The 19374-nt window shown below is 70.7% G+C and carries 20 protein-coding genes; 14 read left to right on the top strand and 6 right to left on the bottom strand.

From position 1 onward, the window contains the following. Window positions 1–32: 32 nt before the first annotated feature. From AB6807_RS20975 to fetB, 7 genes are all read left to right on the top strand, one after another. Entirely contained in the window at window positions 33–539 is a 507-nt protein-coding gene (locus tag AB6807_RS20975; protein WP_371086092.1) for a sigma-70 family RNA polymerase sigma factor, read from the top strand. Continuing rightward, window positions 536–1618 carry a FecR domain-containing protein gene (locus AB6807_RS20970; RefSeq protein ID WP_371086091.1) on the top strand — a complete coding sequence of 361 codons (1083 nt, stop codon included), beginning with the start codon at window positions 536–538 and terminating at the stop codon, window positions 1616–1618. Before AB6807_RS20975 ends, AB6807_RS20970 begins: the two co-directional genes overlap by 4 nt. Window positions 1619–1751: 133 nt before the next feature. Next, on the top strand, window positions 1752–4262 hold the full coding sequence (locus AB6807_RS20965; protein ID WP_371086090.1) for a TonB-dependent siderophore receptor: 2511 nt from the start codon (window positions 1752–1754) through the stop codon (window positions 4260–4262). Window position 4263: 1 nt separating this feature from the next. Further along, window positions 4264–5034, top strand: a complete 771-nt coding sequence (locus AB6807_RS20960; RefSeq protein WP_371086089.1) for a hypothetical protein — start codon at window positions 4264–4266, stop codon at window positions 5032–5034. A 10-nt stretch (window positions 5035–5044) separates the two neighbouring features. Next, window positions 5045–7528, top strand: coding sequence for a PepSY domain-containing protein (locus AB6807_RS20955; protein WP_371086088.1), 2484 nt, complete (start codon window positions 5045–5047; stop codon window positions 7526–7528). Between the two features lie 126 nt (window positions 7529–7654). Continuing rightward, a complete protein-coding gene (locus tag AB6807_RS20950; RefSeq protein WP_371086087.1) occupies window positions 7655–8314 on the top strand; it encodes an ATP-binding cassette domain-containing protein in 660 nt (219 codons plus the stop codon). Further along, window positions 8311–9102, top strand: a complete 792-nt coding sequence (gene fetB, locus AB6807_RS20945) for an iron export ABC transporter permease subunit FetB (RefSeq protein WP_371086086.1) — start codon at window positions 8311–8313, stop codon at window positions 9100–9102. The genes AB6807_RS20950 and fetB overlap by 4 nt, the downstream gene beginning before the upstream one ends. An 18-nt stretch (window positions 9103–9120) precedes the next feature. On the opposite strand, the gene AB6807_RS20940 is transcribed toward fetB, so the two are convergent. Next, window positions 9121–9351, bottom strand: coding sequence for a hypothetical protein (locus AB6807_RS20940; RefSeq protein ID WP_116913199.1), 231 nt, complete (start codon window positions 9349–9351; stop codon window positions 9121–9123). Between the two features lie 208 nt (window positions 9352–9559). On the opposite strand from AB6807_RS20940, the gene AB6807_RS20935 reads away from it, so the two are divergent. Then, window positions 9560–9907 (top strand): type II toxin-antitoxin system prevent-host-death family antitoxin, encoded by a 348-nt coding sequence (locus AB6807_RS20935; protein WP_116913198.1) that lies wholly within the window; start codon window positions 9560–9562, stop codon window positions 9905–9907. Next, entirely contained in the window at window positions 9907–10629 is a 723-nt protein-coding gene (locus tag AB6807_RS20930; protein ID WP_371086085.1) for an AAA family ATPase, read from the top strand. Before AB6807_RS20935 ends, AB6807_RS20930 begins: the two co-directional genes overlap by 1 nt. Before the next feature lie 62 nt (window positions 10630–10691). On the opposite strand, the gene AB6807_RS20925 is transcribed toward AB6807_RS20930, so the two are convergent. The 4 genes from AB6807_RS20925 to AB6807_RS20910 form a co-directional block, all read right to left on the bottom strand. Continuing rightward, window positions 10692–10973, bottom strand: a complete 282-nt coding sequence (locus AB6807_RS20925; RefSeq protein ID WP_371086084.1) for a hypothetical protein — start codon at window positions 10971–10973, stop codon at window positions 10692–10694. A gap of 58 nt (window positions 10974–11031) precedes the next feature. After that, complete coding sequence (locus AB6807_RS20920; RefSeq protein ID WP_371086083.1) at window positions 11032–11493, bottom strand: hypothetical protein; 462 nt, start codon at window positions 11491–11493, stop codon at window positions 11032–11034. A gap of 172 nt (window positions 11494–11665) precedes the next feature. Then, complete coding sequence (locus AB6807_RS20915) at window positions 11666–12691, bottom strand: tyrosine-type recombinase/integrase (protein ID WP_371086082.1); 1026 nt, start codon at window positions 12689–12691, stop codon at window positions 11666–11668. A gap of 172 nt (window positions 12692–12863) precedes the next feature. Then, window positions 12864–14930 carry a 7TM diverse intracellular signaling domain-containing protein gene (locus tag AB6807_RS20910; protein ID WP_371086081.1) on the bottom strand — a complete coding sequence of 689 codons (2067 nt, stop codon included), beginning with the start codon at window positions 14928–14930 and terminating at the stop codon, window positions 12864–12866. A gap of 88 nt (window positions 14931–15018) precedes the next feature. Between AB6807_RS20910 and AB6807_RS20905 the strand changes: the two genes are divergently transcribed. Together AB6807_RS20905 and AB6807_RS20900 are read left to right on the top strand one after the other, a co-directional pair. Beyond that, window positions 15019–15729 (top strand): response regulator transcription factor, encoded by a 711-nt coding sequence (locus AB6807_RS20905; protein WP_116913193.1) that lies wholly within the window; start codon window positions 15019–15021, stop codon window positions 15727–15729. Window positions 15730–15845: 116 nt separating this feature from the next. Continuing rightward, window positions 15846–16223 (top strand): hypothetical protein, encoded by a 378-nt coding sequence (locus AB6807_RS20900; protein WP_132749050.1) that lies wholly within the window; start codon window positions 15846–15848, stop codon window positions 16221–16223. Between the two features lie 24 nt (window positions 16224–16247). On the opposite strand, the gene AB6807_RS20895 is transcribed toward AB6807_RS20900, so the two are convergent. After that, the gene (locus AB6807_RS20895; RefSeq protein WP_371086080.1) at window positions 16248–16664 is read right to left on the bottom strand and encodes a hypothetical protein; all 417 of its coding nucleotides are present in this window, start codon (window positions 16662–16664) and stop codon (window positions 16248–16250) included. A 232-nt stretch (window positions 16665–16896) separates the two neighbouring features. On the opposite strand from AB6807_RS20895, the gene AB6807_RS20890 reads away from it, so the two are divergent. The 3 genes from AB6807_RS20890 to AB6807_RS20880 all read left to right on the top strand — a co-directional run bounded on the left by AB6807_RS20890 (window position 16897) and on the right by AB6807_RS20880 (window position 19308). Beyond that, complete coding sequence (locus AB6807_RS20890; RefSeq protein WP_371086079.1) at window positions 16897–17661, top strand: secretin and TonB N-terminal domain-containing protein; 765 nt, start codon at window positions 16897–16899, stop codon at window positions 17659–17661. A gap of 11 nt (window positions 17662–17672) precedes the next feature. Continuing rightward, window positions 17673–18233: an RNA polymerase sigma factor gene (locus AB6807_RS20885; RefSeq protein WP_286515423.1), complete on the top strand. Its 561-nt coding sequence runs from the start codon at window positions 17673–17675 to the stop codon at window positions 18231–18233. A 73-nt stretch (window positions 18234–18306) separates the two neighbouring features. Beyond that, entirely contained in the window at window positions 18307–19308 is a 1002-nt protein-coding gene (locus tag AB6807_RS20880) for a FecR domain-containing protein (RefSeq protein WP_371086078.1), read from the top strand. Window positions 19309–19374 lie beyond the last annotated feature (66 nt).

Below are 19374 nucleotides of genomic sequence, written 5' to 3'. Positions count from 1 at the left end.
TTAAGACGCAGTGCCCGCTGCGTGCAGAACCCATGCCGGCCGCCGAGTTCGTGTTGCAGCACGAAGTGCAATCGCTTTACAGCAACCACCACGGGTGGTTGCATGGCTGGCTGCGCAAGAAACTCGGCTGCTCGCACAACGCGGCCGACCTGGCGCACGACACCTTCGTTCGCGTGATGAGCAAGGCCGAGCCCGTGGCCGCGACCGAACCGCGCGCCTACCTCGCGACCATCGCGCACGGCCTGGTGGTCGACTTTCACCGCCGCCGCGCGCTCGAACGCGCCTACCTGCAGACCCTGGCCGCGCTGCCCGAACCGCAGGCGCCGTCCCCTGAAGAACGGGCCCTGGTGCTGGAAGCGCTCACCGCCATCGACGCGATGCTCGACGGCATGAAACCGCCGATTCGCCAGGCATTCATCCTGTCGCAGCTCGACGGGCTGACCTACCGCGAGATTGCCGGGCGACTGAACGTGACGGTGCGCACGGTGAACAACTACATGCTCAAGGCGCTGGAGCATTGCTACCTGCTGGCGCCGTGAAGGCTTCCTTCGAACACGGCGGCGTCGATGGCGGCATCCACGGCGACATCGACGGCGGCATCGCCCTGCGCCCGCTGGTCGACGTTGATGCCGATGCCGAGGTCCGCCGGCAGGCGATTGCCTGGTACGCGCGCCTGTGCTCCGGCGAGGCGACCGAGGCCGACCGCGAGGCCTGGCAGCGCTGGCATCGCGCGCACCCCGACCACCAGCGCGCGTGGCAGCGCTTCACGGCGATGCAGACGACGCTGCAGCGCGTGCCTGCGCACATCGCCGCGCCCACGCTGCGCGCCGTGCGGCCGGAACGCATCGACCGGCGCCGCGTGCTGCGTGGGCTGGCGGTACTGGCCTCGGGCGGATCGCTGGCGTACCTGTCTTGGCAAGTGGCCGACACCGTGGGCGTGCAGCGCATGCAAGGCGGCTGGCGCGCGTGGCTGGCCGACTACCGCACCGGCACCGGCGAACAACGCTCGGTGCTGCTGGCCGACGGCTCGCGGCTGATGCTGAACACGCGCTCGGCGGCCGACGTGGCCATGGACGCTTCGCGCCGGCTGGTGACGCTGCGCGACGGCGAGATCCTGGTCGAGACCGCGAAACCCCGCGCCCCCGCAAGCAAGGACGCGCGCCCCTTCATGGTGGAAACCGCGCAGGGCCGCATCCTGGCGCTGGGCACGCGCTTCACGGTGCGCACGCAGGGTGAGCGCACGACGGTCACGGTGCTGCAAGACGCGGTGGAACTGCGCCCCGTGCAGCGGCCGGGCCAGGTCGTGACGCTGCGCGCCGGCGAGCAAGCCAGCTTCGGCGCGAGCGGCGTCGACGCGCCGCGCGCCGCCGATGCCGCGGCCGTCGACTGGACGCAGGGCAGCCTGGTGGTCAACGACTGGCGGCTGGAAGACGTGGTGGCCGAGCTGTCGCGCTACCGGCGCGGTCGCCTGGTGTGCGACCCGGCGGTGGCCGACATCAAGGTGTCGGGCGCCTTTCCGCTGGACGACACCGACAAGGCGCTGGCCGTGCTCACGCGGGCGTTTCCGGTGCGCGCGAGCAGCGTCACGCGCTACTGGGTGTCGCTGGTGCCGGCCTGATCGCGCCACCGTTTCGATTGAATTGCGAATTTTTTCTCCAGCACCTTTCATCTTTTCCGGTTTCGTTCGGCCTACCTCTCAGAACCATGGCGCTTGCGCCATGGGCCCGCCCTCCCTGCCGAAGGAAACCCGAATGCCCGTGCCGAAGCTGAACCTGTCCCCCACCCCTGTACGAAAGGCGCTGTACCTGCTGGCGGCCGCGCTGGCGATGCCGCTCGCGGCGCACGCCGCGGAGCCGGCCACCGGTGCCACCGGAGCCACGGGCGCCGCCGTCGGTGCTGCCGCTGCGAAGGCTTACCGCATCGACGCCGGCCCGCTGGCCTCGGTGCTCGGCCGCTTCGCCGCCGCCTCCGGCGTGGCGCTGTCGTTCGACCCGGCCAGCACGCGGGACCTGAAGTCCGGTGGCCTGCAAGGCAGCTACACGGTGCGCGCCGGTTTCGCCGCGCTGCTGTCGGGCTCCGGGCTCGAAGCGGTGGAGGGTGGCGCCGGCGAGTTCACGCTGCGCAAGGCCATGCCCGTGCCGCTCGTCGGCACCGCCGCCACCCCCGACAGCGAAGACGCCGACGGCACGTTGCCCGCCGTGCGCGTGGTGGCGCGCGCGGCGCCGGTGCCCACCGACGCCGACGACCGCTACCAGCCCACGCCCGATGCATCGACCCTGCGCACCACTGCGCCGGTGCTGGAGATTCCGCAGGTGGTCAACGTGGTGCCCGCGCAGGTCATTCGCGACCAGCGTCCGCGCAACATCGACGACGCGCTGGCCAACGTGAGCGGCATCAACCAGGGCAACACCCTGGCCAGCACGCAGGACACGATCATGAAGCGCGGCTTCGGCGGCAACCGCGACGGTTCCATCATGCACAACGGCATGCCGCTGGTGCAGGGCCGCGGCATGAACGCGGCGGCCGAGAGCGTCGAGGTGCTCAAGGGCCCGTCGTCGCTGCTGTACGGGCTGATGGACCCGGGCGGCGTGGTCAACGTGGTCAGCAAGAAGCCGCAACTGCGCCAGCGCACCGCGCTGTCGCTGCTGGGCTCGGGCTACGCGGGCGGGCGCGACGGCAGCGGCGCCACGCTGGACACCACCGGCCCCATCGGCGAGAACGGGTTGGCGTACCGGCTCGTGGTCGACCACGTGGACGAAGACTACTGGCGCAACTTCGGCAAGCACCGCGAGACGCTGGTGGCGCCTTCGCTGGCCTGGTACGGCGACGACACGCAGGCCGTGTTCTGGTACGAGTACCGCAAGTACGTGACCCCGTTCGACCGCGGCACCGCGCTCGACCCGCGCACCCAGCGCCCGCTTGCGCTGCCCAAGACCCAGCGGCTGGACGAGCCCTTCAACGAGATGACCGGCGAGACGCACCTGGCGCAGCTCTCGGTCGACCACCAGTTCGGCGGCGGCTGGGCCGGCCACGTGAACCTCAGCTACAACCGCGAGGCGTACGACGCCAACCAGCTGCGCGTGAACGGCATCAACACCACGCGCGGCACACTGGCGCGCAGCAACGACGCCACGCACGGCGCGCTCAGCACCGACAGCTACGCCACCGCCTACGTCGACGGCACGGTCGAGCTGGGCGGCATGCGCCACGACCTGCAGTTCGGCTGGGACGCCGAGTACCGCCGCATCTATCGCGCCGACCTGCTGCGCCAGGCCACCACGCGCACCTTCAACTACATCTTTCCGGTGTACGGGCTGGAGGCGCCGTCGAGCACCGTGTCCGCCAGCGACAGCGACCAGACCGACCGGCTGCACAACCAGTCGCTGTTCCTGCAGGACTCGATTCACCTGAGCGACCGCTGGATCGCCGTGGCCGCGCTGCGCTACCAGGCCTGGAGCCAGCTGGCGGGGCGCGGGCGCCCGTTCAAGGTGAACACCGACACCGACGGCTCCAAGGTGCTGCCGCGCGTGGGGCTGATCTACAAGTGGAGCGACACGGTGTCGCTGTACGGCAGCTACACGCAGTCGCTGAAGCCGGCCTCGACCATCGCGCCGCTCTCCAGCGGCTATGTGCTCGACGCCTCGGTGAAGCCCGAGGAGGCCAAGTCGTGGGAGATGGGCGCCAAGATCGACATGCCCGGCGGGCTGACGGGCACGGTGGCGCTGTTCGACATTCGCAAGCGAAACGTGCTGGTCTCGCAGTTCAACGACGTGACCAAGCTGACCGACTGGCGCACCTCGGGCGCCGCCCGCTCGCGCGGCCTGGAAGTGGACGTGGCGGGCCAGCTGGGCAAGAACTGGAGCGCGATTGCCAGCTACGCCTACATCGACGCCAAGACCACCGAAGACCCGCTGTACGCCGGCAACCGGCTGTGGAACGTGGCGCGACAGACGGCGTCGGTCTCGGCGGTGTACGACTTCGGGCAGGTGCTCGGCAGCGAAGGGCGGCTGCGCGTGGGCGCGGGCGCGCACTACGTGGGCAAGCGCGCGGGCGATTCGGCCAACAGCTTCGAGCTGCCCGGGTACACCACGGTCGATGCCTTCGCCACCTACGACACGCGGCTGTACGGCAAGAAGGTGAAGTTCCAGCTGAACGTGAAGAACCTGTTCGACAAGACCTACTACCCGTCGGCCGCCAACACGTACTTCATCTCGATGGGCGATGCGCGTCAGGTGTCGTTGCTCACTACCTTCGAGTTCTGAGATGACGCGACGCATCCGCTCCATCAGCGCGCTCCTTTTCACCCGGCGCGCCGCGGTCCTGCTGGCCGCGTGCGGCCTCGTGGGTGCGCTTGAACCCGGCCTCGGCCTCGGCCTCGGCCTCGGCACCGCGCAGGCGGCCGAGCCCGCGAGCCAGGGCCGCAAGGTCGTGCTGCTCGTGCAGCGCGACGGCCCCAGCCTGCCGGTCGACGAGAAGGTCAAGGCCCACCTCGAGTCGCGCGGCTTCGCCGTCGCGCTGCAGGACCAGGCGGCCGCGCCGGCGGTGGCGAGCGGCGCCGACCTGGTCGTCATTTCGTCCACCGTCGCCGCGAAAGACGTGAGCCCGGCGTGGCGGCAGCTCCCGGTGCCCTTGCTCACCTGGGAAAACGACCTGCTCGACGACCTCGCCATGACCGGCAAGCGCCACGACACCGACTTCGGCGAGGCCGCGAAAGAGCGCTACGTGTGGCTCGTCAACGCGCCGCACCCGATGGCCGCGGGGCTGCCCGCCGGCGTGACCAACGTGTACACCAAGCAGGCCGGCATGAGCTGGGGCAGGCCCGGCCTCGGGGCCACCACCATCGCCACGTTGTACGGCCAGCCGGACAAGGCGGCGATCTTCGGCTACGAGAAGGGCGCCACCATGGACTATGAGTCGCTCGCGCCCGCGCGGCGCGTGCTGTTCTTCCTCGGCAACGAGACCTTCACCAACCTTTCGCCCGCGGGCCGGCTGCTGTTCGACGCGGCGGTCGACTGGGCCGTCGGCATCCGCTGAAAACAATCAGATGAAATTTCCCTCGCTGCGCCAGCTCTGGTTCCAACTGCACTGGTTCATCGGCATCACGGCCGGCACGGTGCTGATCGTCATCGGCCTGAGCGGCGCGGTGCTGTCGTTTCGCGAGGAGATCATCGACGCGCTCAACCCCCACGGGCGCCATGTGGCGGTGCAGGAGGCACGGCAGGTGCTGGCGCCGCCGCAGCTGCTCGCCGCCGTGCGGCAGGCCTGGCCCGAGCGGCAGGTCGGCACGCTCGCGCTGTTCGCCGAGCCCGGCGCGGCGGCGCGCGTGATCTTCGCGCCGCCCAAGGGCGAGCGGCGCGGCGAGGCGGTGTATGTCGACCCGTACACGGGCGCGGCGCTGCCGCCGCTGGCGGGCGCGGCGTTCTTCGAATGGGTCGAGTCGCTGCACCGCTGGCTGCTGCTGCCGCGCGAAACCGGGCGCGTGGCCGCCGGCGTGCTGGCCAGCGGGTTGCTGCTGTTGTCGCTGTCGGGGTTGTATCTGCGCTGGCCGCGCCGCGTGGGCGACTGGCGCGCCTGGCTCACCTTCGACCCCGCGCTGAAGGGGCGCTCGTTCCTGTGGGGCCTGCATTCGGTGATGGGCACCGTCGCGCTGCTGATGTACGTGGTGTTCACCACCAGCGGGCTGTACTGGGCCTTCGACGGGCTGCGCGACCGCGTGGACGCATGGGCGGGCTACCCGCGCGTGGCCGCGCAGCAGGCACGCCCGGCGCCCGGCGTGCGCAATATGGCGCGGAACATGGCGCGCGATGACGCCGCGGCGGTGGACGTCGCGCCCGCCTGGGCCGCCTTCGAGAAGCGCGCGCGCCGGACGGGCGGCTGGAGCGAGGTCATCCTGCGCGTGCCCTCGGGCGCGGCGCCGTCGGTGCTGTTGACCTGGCTCGACATGGCGCCCGCGCACGAGCGCGCGCGCAACCGCATGACGGTGAAGCTGCCGGGCGGCGAGGTGGCGCAAGACGAACGGCACGACGCCAAGTCGGCCGGCGGGCGCTTCCTGGCCGCCATCTACCCGCTGCACATGGGCACCTACTTCGGCCTGTCGGGGCGCATCGTGATGACGCTGGCCGCCTTGATGCTGCCGGTGTTCTCCGTGACCGGCTGGCTGCTGTACCTGGACCGCCGGCGCAAGAAGCGCACGGTGCGCGCCGAGCGGGCGGCGCTGGCGCTGACCACGCGGCCGGACACAGCCGCAGACACAGGCGCGGGGTCAGGTCCCGAGCGCGTGCTCGTCGCCTTCGCCAGCCAGTCGGGCACCGCCGAGGGCATCGCGATGCGCAGCGCCGCCGCGCTCGAATCGGCCGGGCTGCCGGTCACCGTGGCATCGATGGCGCGGCTGGACCCGGAGCAACTGCGCAGCCACCAGCGCCTGCTGATCGTGGCCAGCAGCTTTGGCGAGGGCGGCCCGCCCGACGCGGCGCGGCGCTTTGCGCAGCGGCTCGCGCAGGCCGGCAACCAGACGCTGGCGCACCTGCGCTACGGCCTGCTGGCGTTGGGCGACCGGCACTACGAGCGCTTCTGCGGCTTCGGCCACACGCTCGACCATGCGCTGGTCGCGGCCGGCGCGCAGTCGCTGTTCCCGATGGTCGAGGTGGACAACGTCGATGCCGGTGCGCTGGCCTTGTGGCGGCGGCAACTGGGCGCGTTGCGCGGCGCGCGGCCCGGTGCGCATGACGGCTTGGGCGATGCCGATGGCCTCGCGTTCACCGACGCGCCCGAGGCCGAGCCGTTCGCGGCGTGGACGCTCTCGTCGCGCCGCCTGCTCAACGCGGGCAGCCTGGGCCATCCGCTCTACGAGATCGAACTGAAGGCCACGGCTGACGACATGCCGAACTGGCAGCCGGGTGCGCTGGTCGAGGTGCGCACCGCGCCCGGCGTAGCGCCGCGGCGCTACTCGGTCGCATCGGTGCGCACCGAGGGGCACCTGCGGCTGCTGGTGCGGCAGGCGCGCCATGCGGGCGGCCTCGGCCTGGCTTCGGGTTGGCTCACCGCGCAGGCGCCGTTGGCGGCGCAAGTCGACCTGCGGCTGCTGGCCAACCCCGGCTTCGAGCTGGTGGCGGATGACCGGCCCTGCATCTTCATCGGCAACGGCTCGGGCTATGCCGGCCTGCGCGGGCACTTGCGCGCGCGCGTGGAGCGGGGGCACCGCCGCAACTGGCTGTTCTTCGGCGAGCGCCAGCGCGCGCACGACGGGTTCTTCATGGACGAGGTGGCGCACTGGCAGGCCGAAGGGCGCATCGAGCGCGCGGACCTCGCGTTCTCGCGCGACCAGCCCGAACGCATCTACGTGCAAGACCTGCTGCGCGCCGCGGCGGACGATGTGCGCCGCTGGATCGGCGATGGCGCCGTGGTCTTCGTGTGCGGCAGCCTGGGCGGCATGGCCGGCGGCGTCGATGCCGCGCTCGCGCACATGCTGGGGCGCGCGGCGCTCGACGACCTGATCGCCGAGGGTCGCTACCGCCGGGACGTGTACTAGACGCGGAGGTACTGGAGTGCCCCACTGGGTCGGGCCATGGCGGGTAGCATCCGCAGCCCATCCCGCCGCAGCCGCCAGGCGCTCCTCTCGATGACCGAACCGCGGCCCCTTGCTTCATCCGTTCCCTTGCCTGACCGATCGCTCTCTGCCTCGGCGCCCTTTCTCGAGGTTCGCCAGCTCAGCACGCGGGGCCGCCCGGCCATCGACCTGCAGGCGCAGCGCGGCGAGTGCATCTGCATCCTCGGCAAATCGGGGTCGGGCAAGAGCGTGCTGTTGCGGCTGGTGGCCGACCTCGACCCCGGCGAGGGCACCGTGCTGCTCGACGGCATCGACCGCAACGCCGGTTCCGGCCCCGCATGGCGCCGGCGGGTGATCTACCAGGCGGCCGAGCCCGCGTGGTGGGGCCCTACCGTCGCCGGGCATTTCCCCGACGACATGCGCGACGAGCTCGCGGGCTGGCTGGTCGACGTGGGGCTGCCTGTCGACATCCTGCAAGCGGACATCGCGCGCCTGTCGACCGGCGAGCGCCAGCGGCTGGCGCTGTTGCGTTCGCTCGCGCGCAAGCCCGCCGTGCTGCTGCTCGACGAGCCCACCGCCTCGCTCGACCAGGCGACCACGCTGGCGGTCGAGGCGCTGCTGGGGCGCCAGCTTGCGGCGGGTTTGGCGGTGTTGATGGTCACGCACTCGGTGGAGCAGGCGCAGCGCATCGGGCACCGCCGGTTCGACATGGTCGAGGGCCGGCTGGTACAGCAACTTCAACCGAATCCGCAGGTGAACGCCGCATGAACACCATTCACCTCGACGCCACCGACCTGGTGCTCGCCACCTTGCTGGTGCTGCTGAACGCGGGCGCCTCGCTGGTGCTGCACCTGGGCTTGCACCGCCAGGTGCTGTGGGCGGCCGCGCGCATGGTGGTGCAGCTGCTGCTGGTGGGCCTGGTGCTGCGCTTCGCGTTCGCTGCGGCCTCGCCGGCCGCGACGCTCACCATCGTGGTGCTGATGATCTTGGCGGCGGCACGCGAGGTGGCGGTGCGGCCTTCGCATCGGCTGAAGGGCGGGCGCAACTTTGCGATTGGCGCGGCGGCGGTGGGGGTGTCGAGCGTGGCGACGGTGGTGCTGGCGCTGATGACGGCCATCCAGCCGCACCCCTGGTTCGATCCGCGCTATGCCATTCCCCTGATGGGCATCGTGCTGGGCAGCGTGCTGAACTCCGCCAGCCTGGGCCTGGACAGCTTCTTCGACGGCGTGACCACAGGGCGTGCGCGCATCGAGGCGCAACTGTCGCTCGGCGCGACCATTCACCAGGCGCTGGCGGAGCTGGTTCGCTCGTCGATTCGCCGCGGGATGATCCCCATCGTCAACCAGATGTCGGCCGCCGGCATCATCACGCTGCCGGGCATCATGACCGGGCAGCTGCTGGCGGGCATGGACCCGATCGAGGCGGCCAAGTACCAGATCCTGTTGCTGTTCTTGCTGACCGGCGCGGGGGGGCTGGCGGCTGCGGGCGCGGTGTACATGGCGGCGCGCTCGATGACCGACGAGCGCCAGCGGCTGCGCTCCGACCGGTTGAGCTGAAGCGGGCAACTCCGTGGCTCAGGCCATCGCCCATTCCCGGCCCAGCTCTTCCCGCCCTTGCGCGGTGATGCCCGAGACCACGGCCAGCTTGTAGTCGCCGAAGCGCGCGCACAGGTCGAGTGGCGGATAGATCTCGGCCTCCACCAGCCCGACCGCTTTCAACACCGCGATGTACCTGATCGCGGCCGGTTCGTCGACGCGAAAGGGAAATGGCGCATTCTCGATTTCCAGCAGGTATTCGATAGGCATTTCGCTCGCATGTAGCCCTCTCTGGTTCTGGGAAAACCTTGGCGCCAGGCGGGTGCTGCCGGCGTGCGCCGAGGCCGCGACGTGGCGTGGGAGATCGGGCCGCGCGAACAGCCGTGCCGCCGTATTGGAACCGGGTGGAATCGGGTGCTGCGCCCCAAATTGTCCATTCTGGCTATTTTTGCCATAATGGCTTCAAAAGGAGCACCCCATGTCAGCCATCTTGCGCAACCTTGAAGAACTGCCGCGTCAGAACGCTTCCCACGTGAAGAACCGCTGGGGCGAGGTTGTGCGCCAGGTGCAGGAGTCCGGCAGCGTGGCGGTCACCAACCATTCGACGGTCGAAATGGTGCTGCTCACCGCGGCCACCTACAACCAGCTGGTGGAAGACGCACAGGCGGTGAAGGCGCGCGAACAGTCGGTGCTCGACGAGCTCGGCCGCCGCTTCGACGCGCGGCTGGGCGCGCTCCAGGAACCGGGCGCGGCGCAGCAGGTGGGCAACTTGTTCGCGGCCAAGGGCAAGCTGGGGCGCCGTCCCAAGGCGGGTGACAGCTTCTGATGGCGGCGGCCCAGGCACCTGTCCCGCGCAACCCGCGCACCGCGCGCACTGATCGAGCCCCTCGCGCCAGTCGCACGGCTCCCAAGCCCCGTCCCTTCATCCTGGTGCTGGCCGGCGTCAACGGGGCGGGCAAGAGCTCGGTCGGCGGCGCCTTGCTCGCCGACCACGGCCTGAGCTGGTTCAACCCCGACACCTTCGCCCGCGAGCTCATCGCGCAGCTCGGTCTCACGCCCGAAGACGCGAACGCCCGCGCATGGAACCTGGGCCGCGAGCGGCTGGAGGCGGCCATTGCGCAAGGCACCAACTACGCCTTCGAGACCACGCTGGGCGCCAACACCATTCCCGCGCTGCTCGCCGGTGCGTCGGCCACGCACGACGTGCTGATGATCTTCTGCGGGCTGTCTTCGCCCGAGCAGCACATCGCCCGGGTGCGCGCCAGGGTGACGCGCGGCGGTCATGACATTCCGGAGGCCAAGATCCGCGAGCGCTGGGTGGCGTCGCGGGCCAACCTGGTCCAGCTGCTGCCGAAGCTGGCGCAGCTGCAGGTGTTCGACAACAGCGCGGAGGCACCACCCGGCGGCGACATCGACGATCCGGTGCTGGTGCTGGAGATGCAAGCGGGAGAGGTGATTTTTCCGATGCCGGACGATGTGGCGGCGCTGGCCGCGACACCGAACTGGGCGCGGCCTGTGGTCCAGGCGGCCATGGAGTTGGGGCGATGAAAAAGAGCTGACCCCCGCACCTGGCGGCGCGGCAAGCCTTGATCGCTTGAACAGGCGCTCGATCAGGCGCGATGGGTTCGAAGCCGGGGCGCGCCGCCGTTGGCCATCTGGCGCAACCACTCGAGCTGGCTTTTCTCCTGCGCGTCGCGCAGGCTCTTCGCGGCGCGTGCCGCCGCGTAGCTCGCGAACAGCGCCTCGATCGCCCGGTGCCAGGCCTGCATGGCAGGGCCCTGTTCCGAGGCGGCGGGCGCTGGCGTCACGAGCGGCTCTGGTTCAGCGGGGGCATCCGGCACCGCGAAGCCGTTCTTTCGCAGGATGCTGGCTTTCTGGATGGAGGTAAGCATGAAGAAGGCATTGCGATCTTCATGCCAGCTTTTCCAGTTTGACCTGCGACCTGCGCGGTCAGCTGCAGGACAGCTTCATCGCCTCGATGCGGCCACCGAAGCCCAGCTTGCGCACCAGGCCGCCTTCGCGGCTGTTGGGGGCGAAGCTCACGGTGCGGTCCTTGAACATGGCGTGCTCGTACACCTCCAGGGTGGCGCGCGGGCCGACGCTCACGCTGTCGATGTCGCGCTTGAGCTGCTTGGCGGTTCCCTTGTCCATGCTCTGCACCTGGGCGGGGCCGACCAGCGTGACGAAGTCGCCCTGGAAGTCGCGCTTGGAATAGAACTGCGCCCAGCAACCCGAGGCGAGCGCCGGGTCCTGGATGCGCACGGGCACCAGCAGGATGGTCGGGTCGGGCTGGTTGTCGATCCCCGATGCGGTGCTCGCGGTGGGTGCATTGCTGGCGCATGCACCGAGTGCGACAACGCCGGCGAGCAACAAGGTGCGGGAAACGAGGGAGCGGGAAGCGGAAAATTTCATGGGTCTGTGCCGTTGGCAAGCTTGCGGTTTCGAAGCATCCAACCCTACCGGCGCCTGCGGCCGAAGCCGTAGGAGGAGCACTCAAAGGGCCGTCGCCCGCGCTGCTGAATGCACCGAGCCTCTTCGATTTTTTCCCCCTTGCCCTTCCCACGCCTCCCACGCTTCCCGCGCTTCAGATCACATCGGCCGGCCCGACCACCACGCGGCTGTACTTGTTCATCGCCTCCGGGTCGATGCCCAGCCAGCGCGCCACCTGCTCTGTCGGCGTGCCGCGGCGCAGCTGGCGCAGCGCGAAGGTGTGGCGCAGCCGGAACGAGCCGCCATCGGCGGCTTCCACTCCGGCCTCCTCGAGCACCGCGCGCGCCGCCTTGTAGTGCGCCTCCTTGCTCCAGGGCTTGCCGCTGAGGGTCGAGGGCAGCAGGTGGTCGCCGGCGATGCGGGCCTCGGCGCGAACCTGCAGCCAGTGCTGCAGCAGCTCGCCGGCCCAGGGCGCGATGGGCGTTTCGCGCGGCGGCAGGTTGCCGTTGCCCGGCACCGAGAGCTTCCAGGGCCGGTCGCGCACCCGACCGCCCGCGGACACTGGCGCGAACAGGGTCAGCGCGCGCACGTCGCCGGGCGCCAGCCCGCCGCCCAGTTGCAGCGCCACGGCCGTGCGGTTGCGCAGCTGTTGCCAGCTGAAGGCGCGGTGCGCGTCGCGCCGTGGGCCCGACAGGCCGGGCCGCGGCCGCGCTTCGGAAAGAAAGCTGATGAGCCGACGTGCTTCGGTCACCGACAGAAAGTCGGGCAGCGGGTCGGACTGGGCCGATTCGGCATAGCGGATGTCGGGGTGCGCCGCGATCCAGTCGGCGGCCGCGGTGTTCGGCGGCTCGCCGGTTTCCGCTGCGTGGTGGCGCAGCACCCGGTCGATGAGCCGCAGCAGCCGCAATGCATGGCGCGGCGACAGCGACTGGTCGGCGGCCTTCATGCCGTAGCGCGCGGCCTGGAAGGCCTCGAGGTCGCGCATGTCCAGCGTGTCGAGGTCGACGGCCGGCGACTGGCCCAGGCACCAGGCGACAAAGCTGCCCCACATGTCGCGGTAGACCGCGATGGAGCCCGTTTGCCGCAGCGAACCGGCGGACCGCTGGTCCGCAAGCCAGCGATCGAACGCGAGTCGATGGGTTTCGTCGGTGTGCCGTGCGAAGAGGGGGAGGGTGTCCATATCGGAAAATACACTAACGGCCTGCGTTCTGGATTCTGGAGGGCAGAAATCGGCCACGGGTTTGTCTTGCAATAGCGCCAGCGTCTCCCGTTAGTGTATTTACGAAGGTGATCTAGCGCCAGTCATCGCAGGGCACGAATGCCGTGCCACCGAAGAAGCACGTCGCCCCGAATCAGTCCCGCCCCGCCGGCAATGCCACGCTGAAACGAACCCGCCCGTCTTCCCCCGCGCTGTCCAGCCGCACATCGCCGCCATGCAGCTGCGCGATCCGATGCACCAGGTACAACCCCAGCCCGGCACCGGGCGACTGCGCCGCCTTGCGGCCGCGAAAGTACTTCTCGAACACCCGCGTCACCTCGTCGGCGGGAATCGCGTCGCCCGGGTTGTGCACGCCGATGCGCAAGGTGCCGCCCCCATCCCCCGACGCGTCCCCCGCCTTATCCCCTGCAACATCCGTCCCCACGTCCAGCCCGATTACGCCGCCCTCGGGCGTGTGCCGGTCCGCATTCACCAGCAGGTTGCGCAACGCCACCCGCAGCAAGCCGGGGTCGCACATCAGCCGGGCCGGAAGCGCGTGCGTGCGCAGCGCGATGCGCCCGTCGGGCCAGTCGGCGGCGAGGTCTTCGAACAGCTCCATCAACTCGTCGCGCTCGCAGTGGCGCGGCTGGAAGTGCGCGTGCCCCGCGTCCATGCGGTCGGCCGTGAGGTATTCCTCCACCAGCGCCGACATGCGCTGCACCGCGCCACGCAGGTTCATGCAGCGCGCCAGCGTCTTCTCGCGCGCCGCGTCGAGGTTGCGGGCAATCTGCTGCGCGGTGGTGCTGATGATGGCCAGCGGCGTGCGGAATTCGTGCGACACCATCGCCACGAAGTCGAGCTGCGACTGCTTGGCGCGACGCTCGGTTTCCAGCGCGGCGCGCAGGTCGACCTCGAGCCTTTCACGCCGCGCGATTTCCTCGCGCAGGTCGACGGTGCGCCGGCGCACTTCTTCCTCGAGCTGGTCGTTGTGCCTGCCGACCATCTGCATCACGCGCGCCTGCGCGGCCTCCTTGTCGCGGCGCAGCTGGTCGTAGCGGCGGCTCAGGCGCGTGCTCATCAGCAGCATGTGGAGCAGGGTGCCCAGGGCGGCGGCGCTGTTGGTCCACGCGTTGGCCGGCAGCCAGCCCATGTTGCGCAGGAAGCTCACCAGCACGCCCGCGTAGTAGATGCCGAAGATCAGCAGGAACGCGCGCGCCTGCCCCTGGTCGCGGCGCAGCAGCCACAGCGCCGCGGCCAGGAGGCACACGATGCTCAGCATGGCCGTCGACTGCACCGCGAACATGGCCGGGCCGTTGTGCCCGCCCAGCACCAGGGCCGCGGCCACCACGCACAGCATCGTCACCGCGTGCTGCACGCGGCGGGTGGCGACAGGCCAGCGCACGTCCGCGCCCAGCTGCATGGCGGAGAAGCGAATGCCGATCGCCACAGCGCAGCAAATGCACAGGCCCAGCGCCGTGTCCGACAGCCACACCGGCATCGCGAGCATCTGCTGCGCGATGCCGGCGGTGAGCAGTTCGACCATCAGCGCGATGCTCACGTACAGCAGGTACCAGCCGCTGAGCCGGTCGCGCGTCATCTGCCAGAACAGCGAGTGGAACGCGATCAGCAGAAAGCCGAAGCCGAACCCCAGCCCGTACCAGAAGTACTCGTGCCGCGCCGCGCGCCCATAGACCTCGGGCGTCGCGAAGCCGATCGTGGTCGACATGGCGTTCTTGGTCTGCAGGCGCACCAGCAGCGCCGTCGGCTCCGCGCTCTCCAGCAGCAGGGGCAGCTGCACGTTGCGCGCGTCCACGGGCCAGCTGGCGCGGCCGGCGTCTTCGCCCGCGCGCTGCATCAACTGCCAATGTCCGGGTGCGCCAGCGGGCTCCCGGCGGTACAGCCGCACGTCGTCGAGCAGCGCGTTGTTGAACTGCAGCAGCCACCGGTCCGGCGCGTCGGCGGGGCGCTGCACCTCCAGCCGGACCCACAGCGTGTCGGTGGTGAAGCCCGCGTTCACCGCGCCGGACATCGCCTGCCAGCCCGTGGCGGCGGCGGCCTCGTCGGCATCGAGGCGGCCTTCGGGGTCGCGCAGCACACGCAGGTGGCCGCGGCTGTCGACACTGGCGCGCGGGTCCAGTTGCAGGGGCGCGGCGTGCGCCGCATGGAGAGCCACCGCGGCCATCAAGCCGCACACGCGAAGACACCAGGCAAGCCATTTCATCGGCGCGGATTATCGGTGTGGCCCGCCTAGAATCCGCGCGCTCAGAAATTCTCAGATTCACATTGCCACCTGTCCCTACCCTGCACCCATGCGTGATGTGATCCTGCTGGAGGACGAAGCCGTGCTTCGCGAAGAGTTGAGCGAGTTCCTCGCGGGCAACGGCTACCGTGTGGACGCCGAGGGCTCGCTCGAGGGCTTCAGGCGCCGCTACGATCCGCGCCGCCACGGCATCGCGCTGGTCGACCTGGGCCTGCCCGACGGCGACGGGCTGGTGCTGATCCGCGAGCTGCGCGAACGCGGCGAGCGCCTGGGCATCGTGGTGCTCACCGCGCGCGGCGGTGCGCGCGACCGCGTCGCGGGGCTGGACATCGGCGCCGACTACTACCTGCCCAAGACCGCCGACCTCGACGAACTCGCGGCCACGCTGGCCGCGCTGTCGCGCCGGCTCGGCGAGCCCGGGGAGTTCGGCGACACCGCCGCCGCGGTGCCGGCCGGCACCTGGGTGCTGGAGCTGGGCGCGCGCCGGCTGTCGGCGCCGGGCTTCTCGCCCATCGCGCTGTCGCAGCAAGACCTCACGGTGCTGCACGAGCTGATGCGCGGTGCCGGCGACATCGCCAGCCGCCAGCAGATCGTGACCGCGCTGGGCGAGCACTTTCTCAGCTACGACCAGCGCCGCCTCGACACGCAGATACGCCGGCTGCGGCGCAAGGTCAGCGAGGCCACCGGGCTCACGCTGCCGCTGAACACCGCGCGCAATGCCGGCTACTGTTTTCACGCCAGGGCGCTGATCCGTCCCTGAGGGCGCGACCGCAGGCCCGCAGGAGACACGGCGCTCAGAAACGCTCAGTTTCGACGTTGTCTTTCGGCTTAACCTGCCCGGCGGTGAAACGGATGGGGTCAGGAGCCAGCGCCTTGATGTTCAAAGAAAAAATGCCGCCCGCGGCAGGCACGCGCGTTGCAGCCAAGAACAACCACAACAGCAAGCACAAGCCGGGCCTCGTCGAGCAGGCGATGCTGCAGCGGGACATCGACCTGGAGCTGGCCCTTGCCGCGGTGCGCGACGCCACCGACGACGCCTTCGTGGCCGTGCAGTCGCTGATGCACCTGGTGCGCCGCAAGCCGTCGCTCAGGCCGCGCAGGCGCAAGGAGGGCGAGCTGCACGCGGCGCGCACCAGCGCCATGCACTACACCGGCCCCGCCAACGCCACGCTCACCGTGGCCCAGCAGCTCCACCAGATCGCCTACCAGCTGCGCGTGCTCGAGTCGTCCGTGCTGCGTTCGCCGGGGCGCTGAAACCCGAAATCACGCGCCAGCAGGTCAGCGCGGCCCGACGGGCAACGAAGGCTGCACCTGCGGCGGCCGCTGCGGATACACCGACGTGCCGAAGGTGTTGCCCATGCGCGTGCTGGTCGCCGCGCGGTTGAACAGCCCGAGCTGGTTCGACGGGCGCAGCACGATGGCTTCGGAAGCCAGCCCGGGCTGGGCGGGCTGCGCGCCGTCCGGCCCTTGCGGCGGCGCCTTGGGCTGCAGCTTCTGCGTCAGGCATTCGTAGGAGGGCGTGCGCACGCCGTTGACGGTGACCTCCGCGCAGACGGGTTGGGTGTCGGCCGCTGCGCTGGCCACCTTGTCCGTCGCGTCGTCCGTCACCTGTTGAGCAAAGGCCCCCGAGATGGCACCCAGGCCAATACCCAGCCCGCAAGCCCAGGCCAGCCACCGCCCACAACCGTTCTTCATATGCACCGTCCTCCGTGGGGGCGCATGCTAGCCACATCGCAAGTCACGGTGAAGACCTGTAGACGACAGTGCGGCGCTGCATGCCCCGGCGTCACATGTCGGTCACGCGCCGCCGTTAGCCTTCGGCGCAAACACCACAGGAGCGGAGACAGGCGGAGTGCGGGCGACCGCAGGCGCTGCATTGCTTCCGCCCTCCTGGCCCTTCTGGCCCTCCCGCCACCAGCTCCGCCACATGACACGCCATTCCGCACCCGGCGGCGCCCCGACCTTGCCCTGGTGTCTTTTCGTTCTCGCACTGATGATGAGCGCCCGCCTGGCCGCCGCGCAGGGCGTGGCCGCCTCCGGCGAGCTGAGCGCCGGCACGCTGTACTTCGACCTGCAGGCCCAGCCGCTGGAAAGCGCGCTGGCCCGCTTCGGCCGCATCACCGGCCATTCGGTGCTGGTGGCCAGCAGCCTCACCGCTGGCAAGCAGGCCGCCGCCGTCAACGGCGAGCTCGCGCCGCGCGAGGCCCTGCGCCGCATGCTCGACGGCACCGGCCTGGTCGCGCGCTACAGCGCGGCCGACGCCTTCACGCTCATGCCCGAGACGCAGGCCGCACCCGCCGAGGTGGAAGCCCGCGCGCGCGCTGAAGAGGCCCGCGCGGCGCGCGCCGCCGAGGTGGCGCAGGCCGCCGCGCAGACAGCCTATGCGCAGGTGCTGCAACGCTCCATCACCCGCGTGCTGTGCATCGCCCAGCCCGACGCCTTCGGCCGGTTCCGGCTCGGGCTGCAACTGTGGATCGACGCGCAGGGCCTTGTTGAGGACACGCGCCTGCTCGAAGGCAGCGGCATTCCCGAGCGCGACAGCGCCGTGCTGGCCAGCCTGCGCGCGCTGGCGCTCGACGCGCCGCCGCCGCCCACGCTGGCGCAGCCCCTGACCATCCTGCTGACACCGCGCCCCGACCCGGGCCGCGACTGCCGGCCCTACGTGTCGCGCGCGCCGTTGCGCGCACGCTGAGGGCCGCGCGCATGCCGGATTCGATCAGGGCTTCGCTGCGCGCGCTGTTTCTCGCGCGCTACGCCCAGTTCAGGAAGCACCTTCAGATTCGCCTGGGGTCCGAAGACCTGGCCAACGACGCATTGCAGGAGGCCTACCTGCGCGTGGAGAACACCACCGTGCGCCACGCGGTGCGCTACCCCTCGGCCTACCTGTTCCGCATTGCGCTCAACGTGGCCGAAGACCAGCGCAAGAGCAACGCGCGCCTGTTGAGCGTGGGCGAGGTCGAGGAGCTCTACGACATGGCCGACGACATGGCCGACCCCGCCCGCGGTGCCGAGGCCCGCAACGAACTCGAGGCGCTGGAGCGCGCGCTGGCCGAGCTGCCGCGCCGCCGCCGGGCCATCGTCTACGCGGCGCGCGTGGACGAAATGCCGCACAAGGACATCGCCACACGCTACGGCGTGTCGGTGCGCACGGTGGAGAAGGAATTGCGCGCCGGCCTGGAGCATTGCTGCGAGCGGCTGGGCCGGGATTTTGTGCAGCGCTTCGGTCCCGGGGCGGGAAAACAGTCTAAGCGTGATGGCAGTTGAAGAACCCCGATCCAAAGGCTCCGATGGCCCGGCTGGCCCCGCGAGCCCTGCCGACCCCGCACGAGGTGAACCGATGACGACCCTGCAACGCGAAGCGCAGGCCTGGGTGGTGCGGCTCGGCTCGCACCAGGCCACCGAGGACGACGCGCGCGCCTTCAAGCGCTGGTGCGCGCAAAGCCGCCTGCACGCCCAGGCCTTCACACGAGCGCGCGAGGTGTGGCAGGCCATGGCGCCGGCCGCGCTGCGCGTGCAGCAGCAGGAAGAGCGCGTCGCGCGCCAGCGCCTGCCTGTGCCTGTGCCTTCGCGTGTAGCAGGGCGCCGCGCGCTGCTCGGCGGCGCCGCGGCGGCCGCCGTGGCCTACCTGGCGGTGTCGCCGCCGCTGGGGTTGTGGACCTCCGTGGCCGAGTGGGGCGCCGACTACCACACCGCCACCGGCGAGCAGCGCGAGGTGGCCCTGGGCGACGGCGCCGTGCTGCAGATGAACACGCAGACGCGCATCAACATGCAGCGCACCGGCAGCGCAGACCGTGTCGGCAGTGGTGGTGCCGGAAAAGGCGACGCCTTCGAGCTGCTGGCCGGCGAGGCCGAGGTGCTCGCCGACGCGGCCGGCGCCGCGCAGGTGCAGGTCAGCGCCGCGGGCGGCACGGTGTCGGCGCTGCGCGCGCGCTTCAACATTCGCAACCTCGACGGCGAGGTCTGCGTCACCTGCCTCGCGGGCCACGTCGAAGTGGCCCGCGGCGCGCAGCGCACGCAGCTCGACGCGGGCAGCCAGTTGCGCTACGGCACCGCCGGGCTGGGCCCCGTCGCGGCGGTGGACACCGGCATCGTCAGCGCCTGGCGGCGGCGCCAGCTTGTGTTCAACCAGGTGCCGCTGGCCGAGGTGGTGGCCGAGGTCAACCGCTACCGCCACGGCCGGCTGGTCATCACCAGCGAGGCGCTGGGCCGCAGCAAGGTGCAGGCGAGCTTCTCGATCGACCGGCTCGACGACGTGGCCTTCCTGGTGCGCGACGTGTACGGCGCGGAGCTCACCGAGCTGCCCGGCGGCATCGTGCTGCTGGGGCGGGGCCGCGCGTGAACCTGCGTGCCCTTGGGCGGTCGCGGCCGCTTCATGAAGATTTCGTGACATGGTGCAGTCCCGCCG

Origin of the sequence: Variovorax sp. RCC_210, assembly GCF_041355175.1 — a bacterium.
Taxonomy (GTDB): Bacteria; Pseudomonadota; Gammaproteobacteria; order Burkholderiales; family Burkholderiaceae_C; genus Variovorax.
The sequence above is the reverse complement of the archived record's forward strand: the minus strand, read 5'-3'. Positions and strand labels throughout refer to the sequence as shown.

Coding starts and splice junctions, on each gene's coding strand:
- AB6807_RS20975 (WP_371086092.1), top strand. CDS start 33: ATGCCGGCCGCCGAGTTCGTGTTGCAGCACGAAGTGCAATCGCTTTAC.
- AB6807_RS20965 (WP_371086090.1), top strand. CDS start 1,752: ATGCCCGTGCCGAAGCTGAACCTGTCCCCCACCCCTGTACGAAAGGCG.
- AB6807_RS20960 (WP_371086089.1), top strand. CDS start 4,264: ATGACGCGACGCATCCGCTCCATCAGCGCGCTCCTTTTCACCCGGCGC.
- AB6807_RS20955 (WP_371086088.1), top strand. CDS start 5,045: ATGAAATTTCCCTCGCTGCGCCAGCTCTGGTTCCAACTGCACTGGTTC.
- fetB (WP_371086086.1), top strand. CDS start 8,311: ATGAACACCATTCACCTCGACGCCACCGACCTGGTGCTCGCCACCTTG.
- AB6807_RS20940 (WP_116913199.1), bottom strand. CDS start 9,351: ATGCCTATCGAATACCTGCTGGAAATCGAGAATGCGCCATTTCCCTTT.
- AB6807_RS20935 (WP_116913198.1), top strand. CDS start 9,560: ATGTCAGCCATCTTGCGCAACCTTGAAGAACTGCCGCGTCAGAACGCT.
- AB6807_RS20930 (WP_371086085.1), top strand. CDS start 9,907: ATGGCGGCGGCCCAGGCACCTGTCCCGCGCAACCCGCGCACCGCGCGC.
- AB6807_RS20925 (WP_371086084.1), bottom strand. CDS start 10,973: ATGCTTACCTCCATCCAGAAAGCCAGCATCCTGCGAAAGAACGGCTTC.
- AB6807_RS20920 (WP_371086083.1), bottom strand. CDS start 11,493: ATGAAATTTTCCGCTTCCCGCTCCCTCGTTTCCCGCACCTTGTTGCTC.
- AB6807_RS20915 (WP_371086082.1), bottom strand. CDS start 12,691: ATGGACACCCTCCCCCTCTTCGCACGGCACACCGACGAAACCCATCGA.
- AB6807_RS20910 (WP_371086081.1), bottom strand. CDS start 14,930: ATGAAATGGCTTGCCTGGTGTCTTCGCGTGTGCGGCTTGATGGCCGCG.
- AB6807_RS20905 (WP_116913193.1), top strand. CDS start 15,019: ATGCGTGATGTGATCCTGCTGGAGGACGAAGCCGTGCTTCGCGAAGAG.
- AB6807_RS20900 (WP_132749050.1), top strand. CDS start 15,846: ATGTTCAAAGAAAAAATGCCGCCCGCGGCAGGCACGCGCGTTGCAGCC.
- AB6807_RS20895 (WP_371086080.1), bottom strand. CDS start 16,664: ATGAAGAACGGTTGTGGGCGGTGGCTGGCCTGGGCTTGCGGGCTGGGT.
- AB6807_RS20890 (WP_371086079.1), top strand. CDS start 16,897: ATGACACGCCATTCCGCACCCGGCGGCGCCCCGACCTTGCCCTGGTGT.
- AB6807_RS20885 (WP_286515423.1), top strand. CDS start 17,673: ATGCCGGATTCGATCAGGGCTTCGCTGCGCGCGCTGTTTCTCGCGCGC.
- AB6807_RS20880 (WP_371086078.1), top strand. CDS start 18,307: ATGACGACCCTGCAACGCGAAGCGCAGGCCTGGGTGGTGCGGCTCGGC.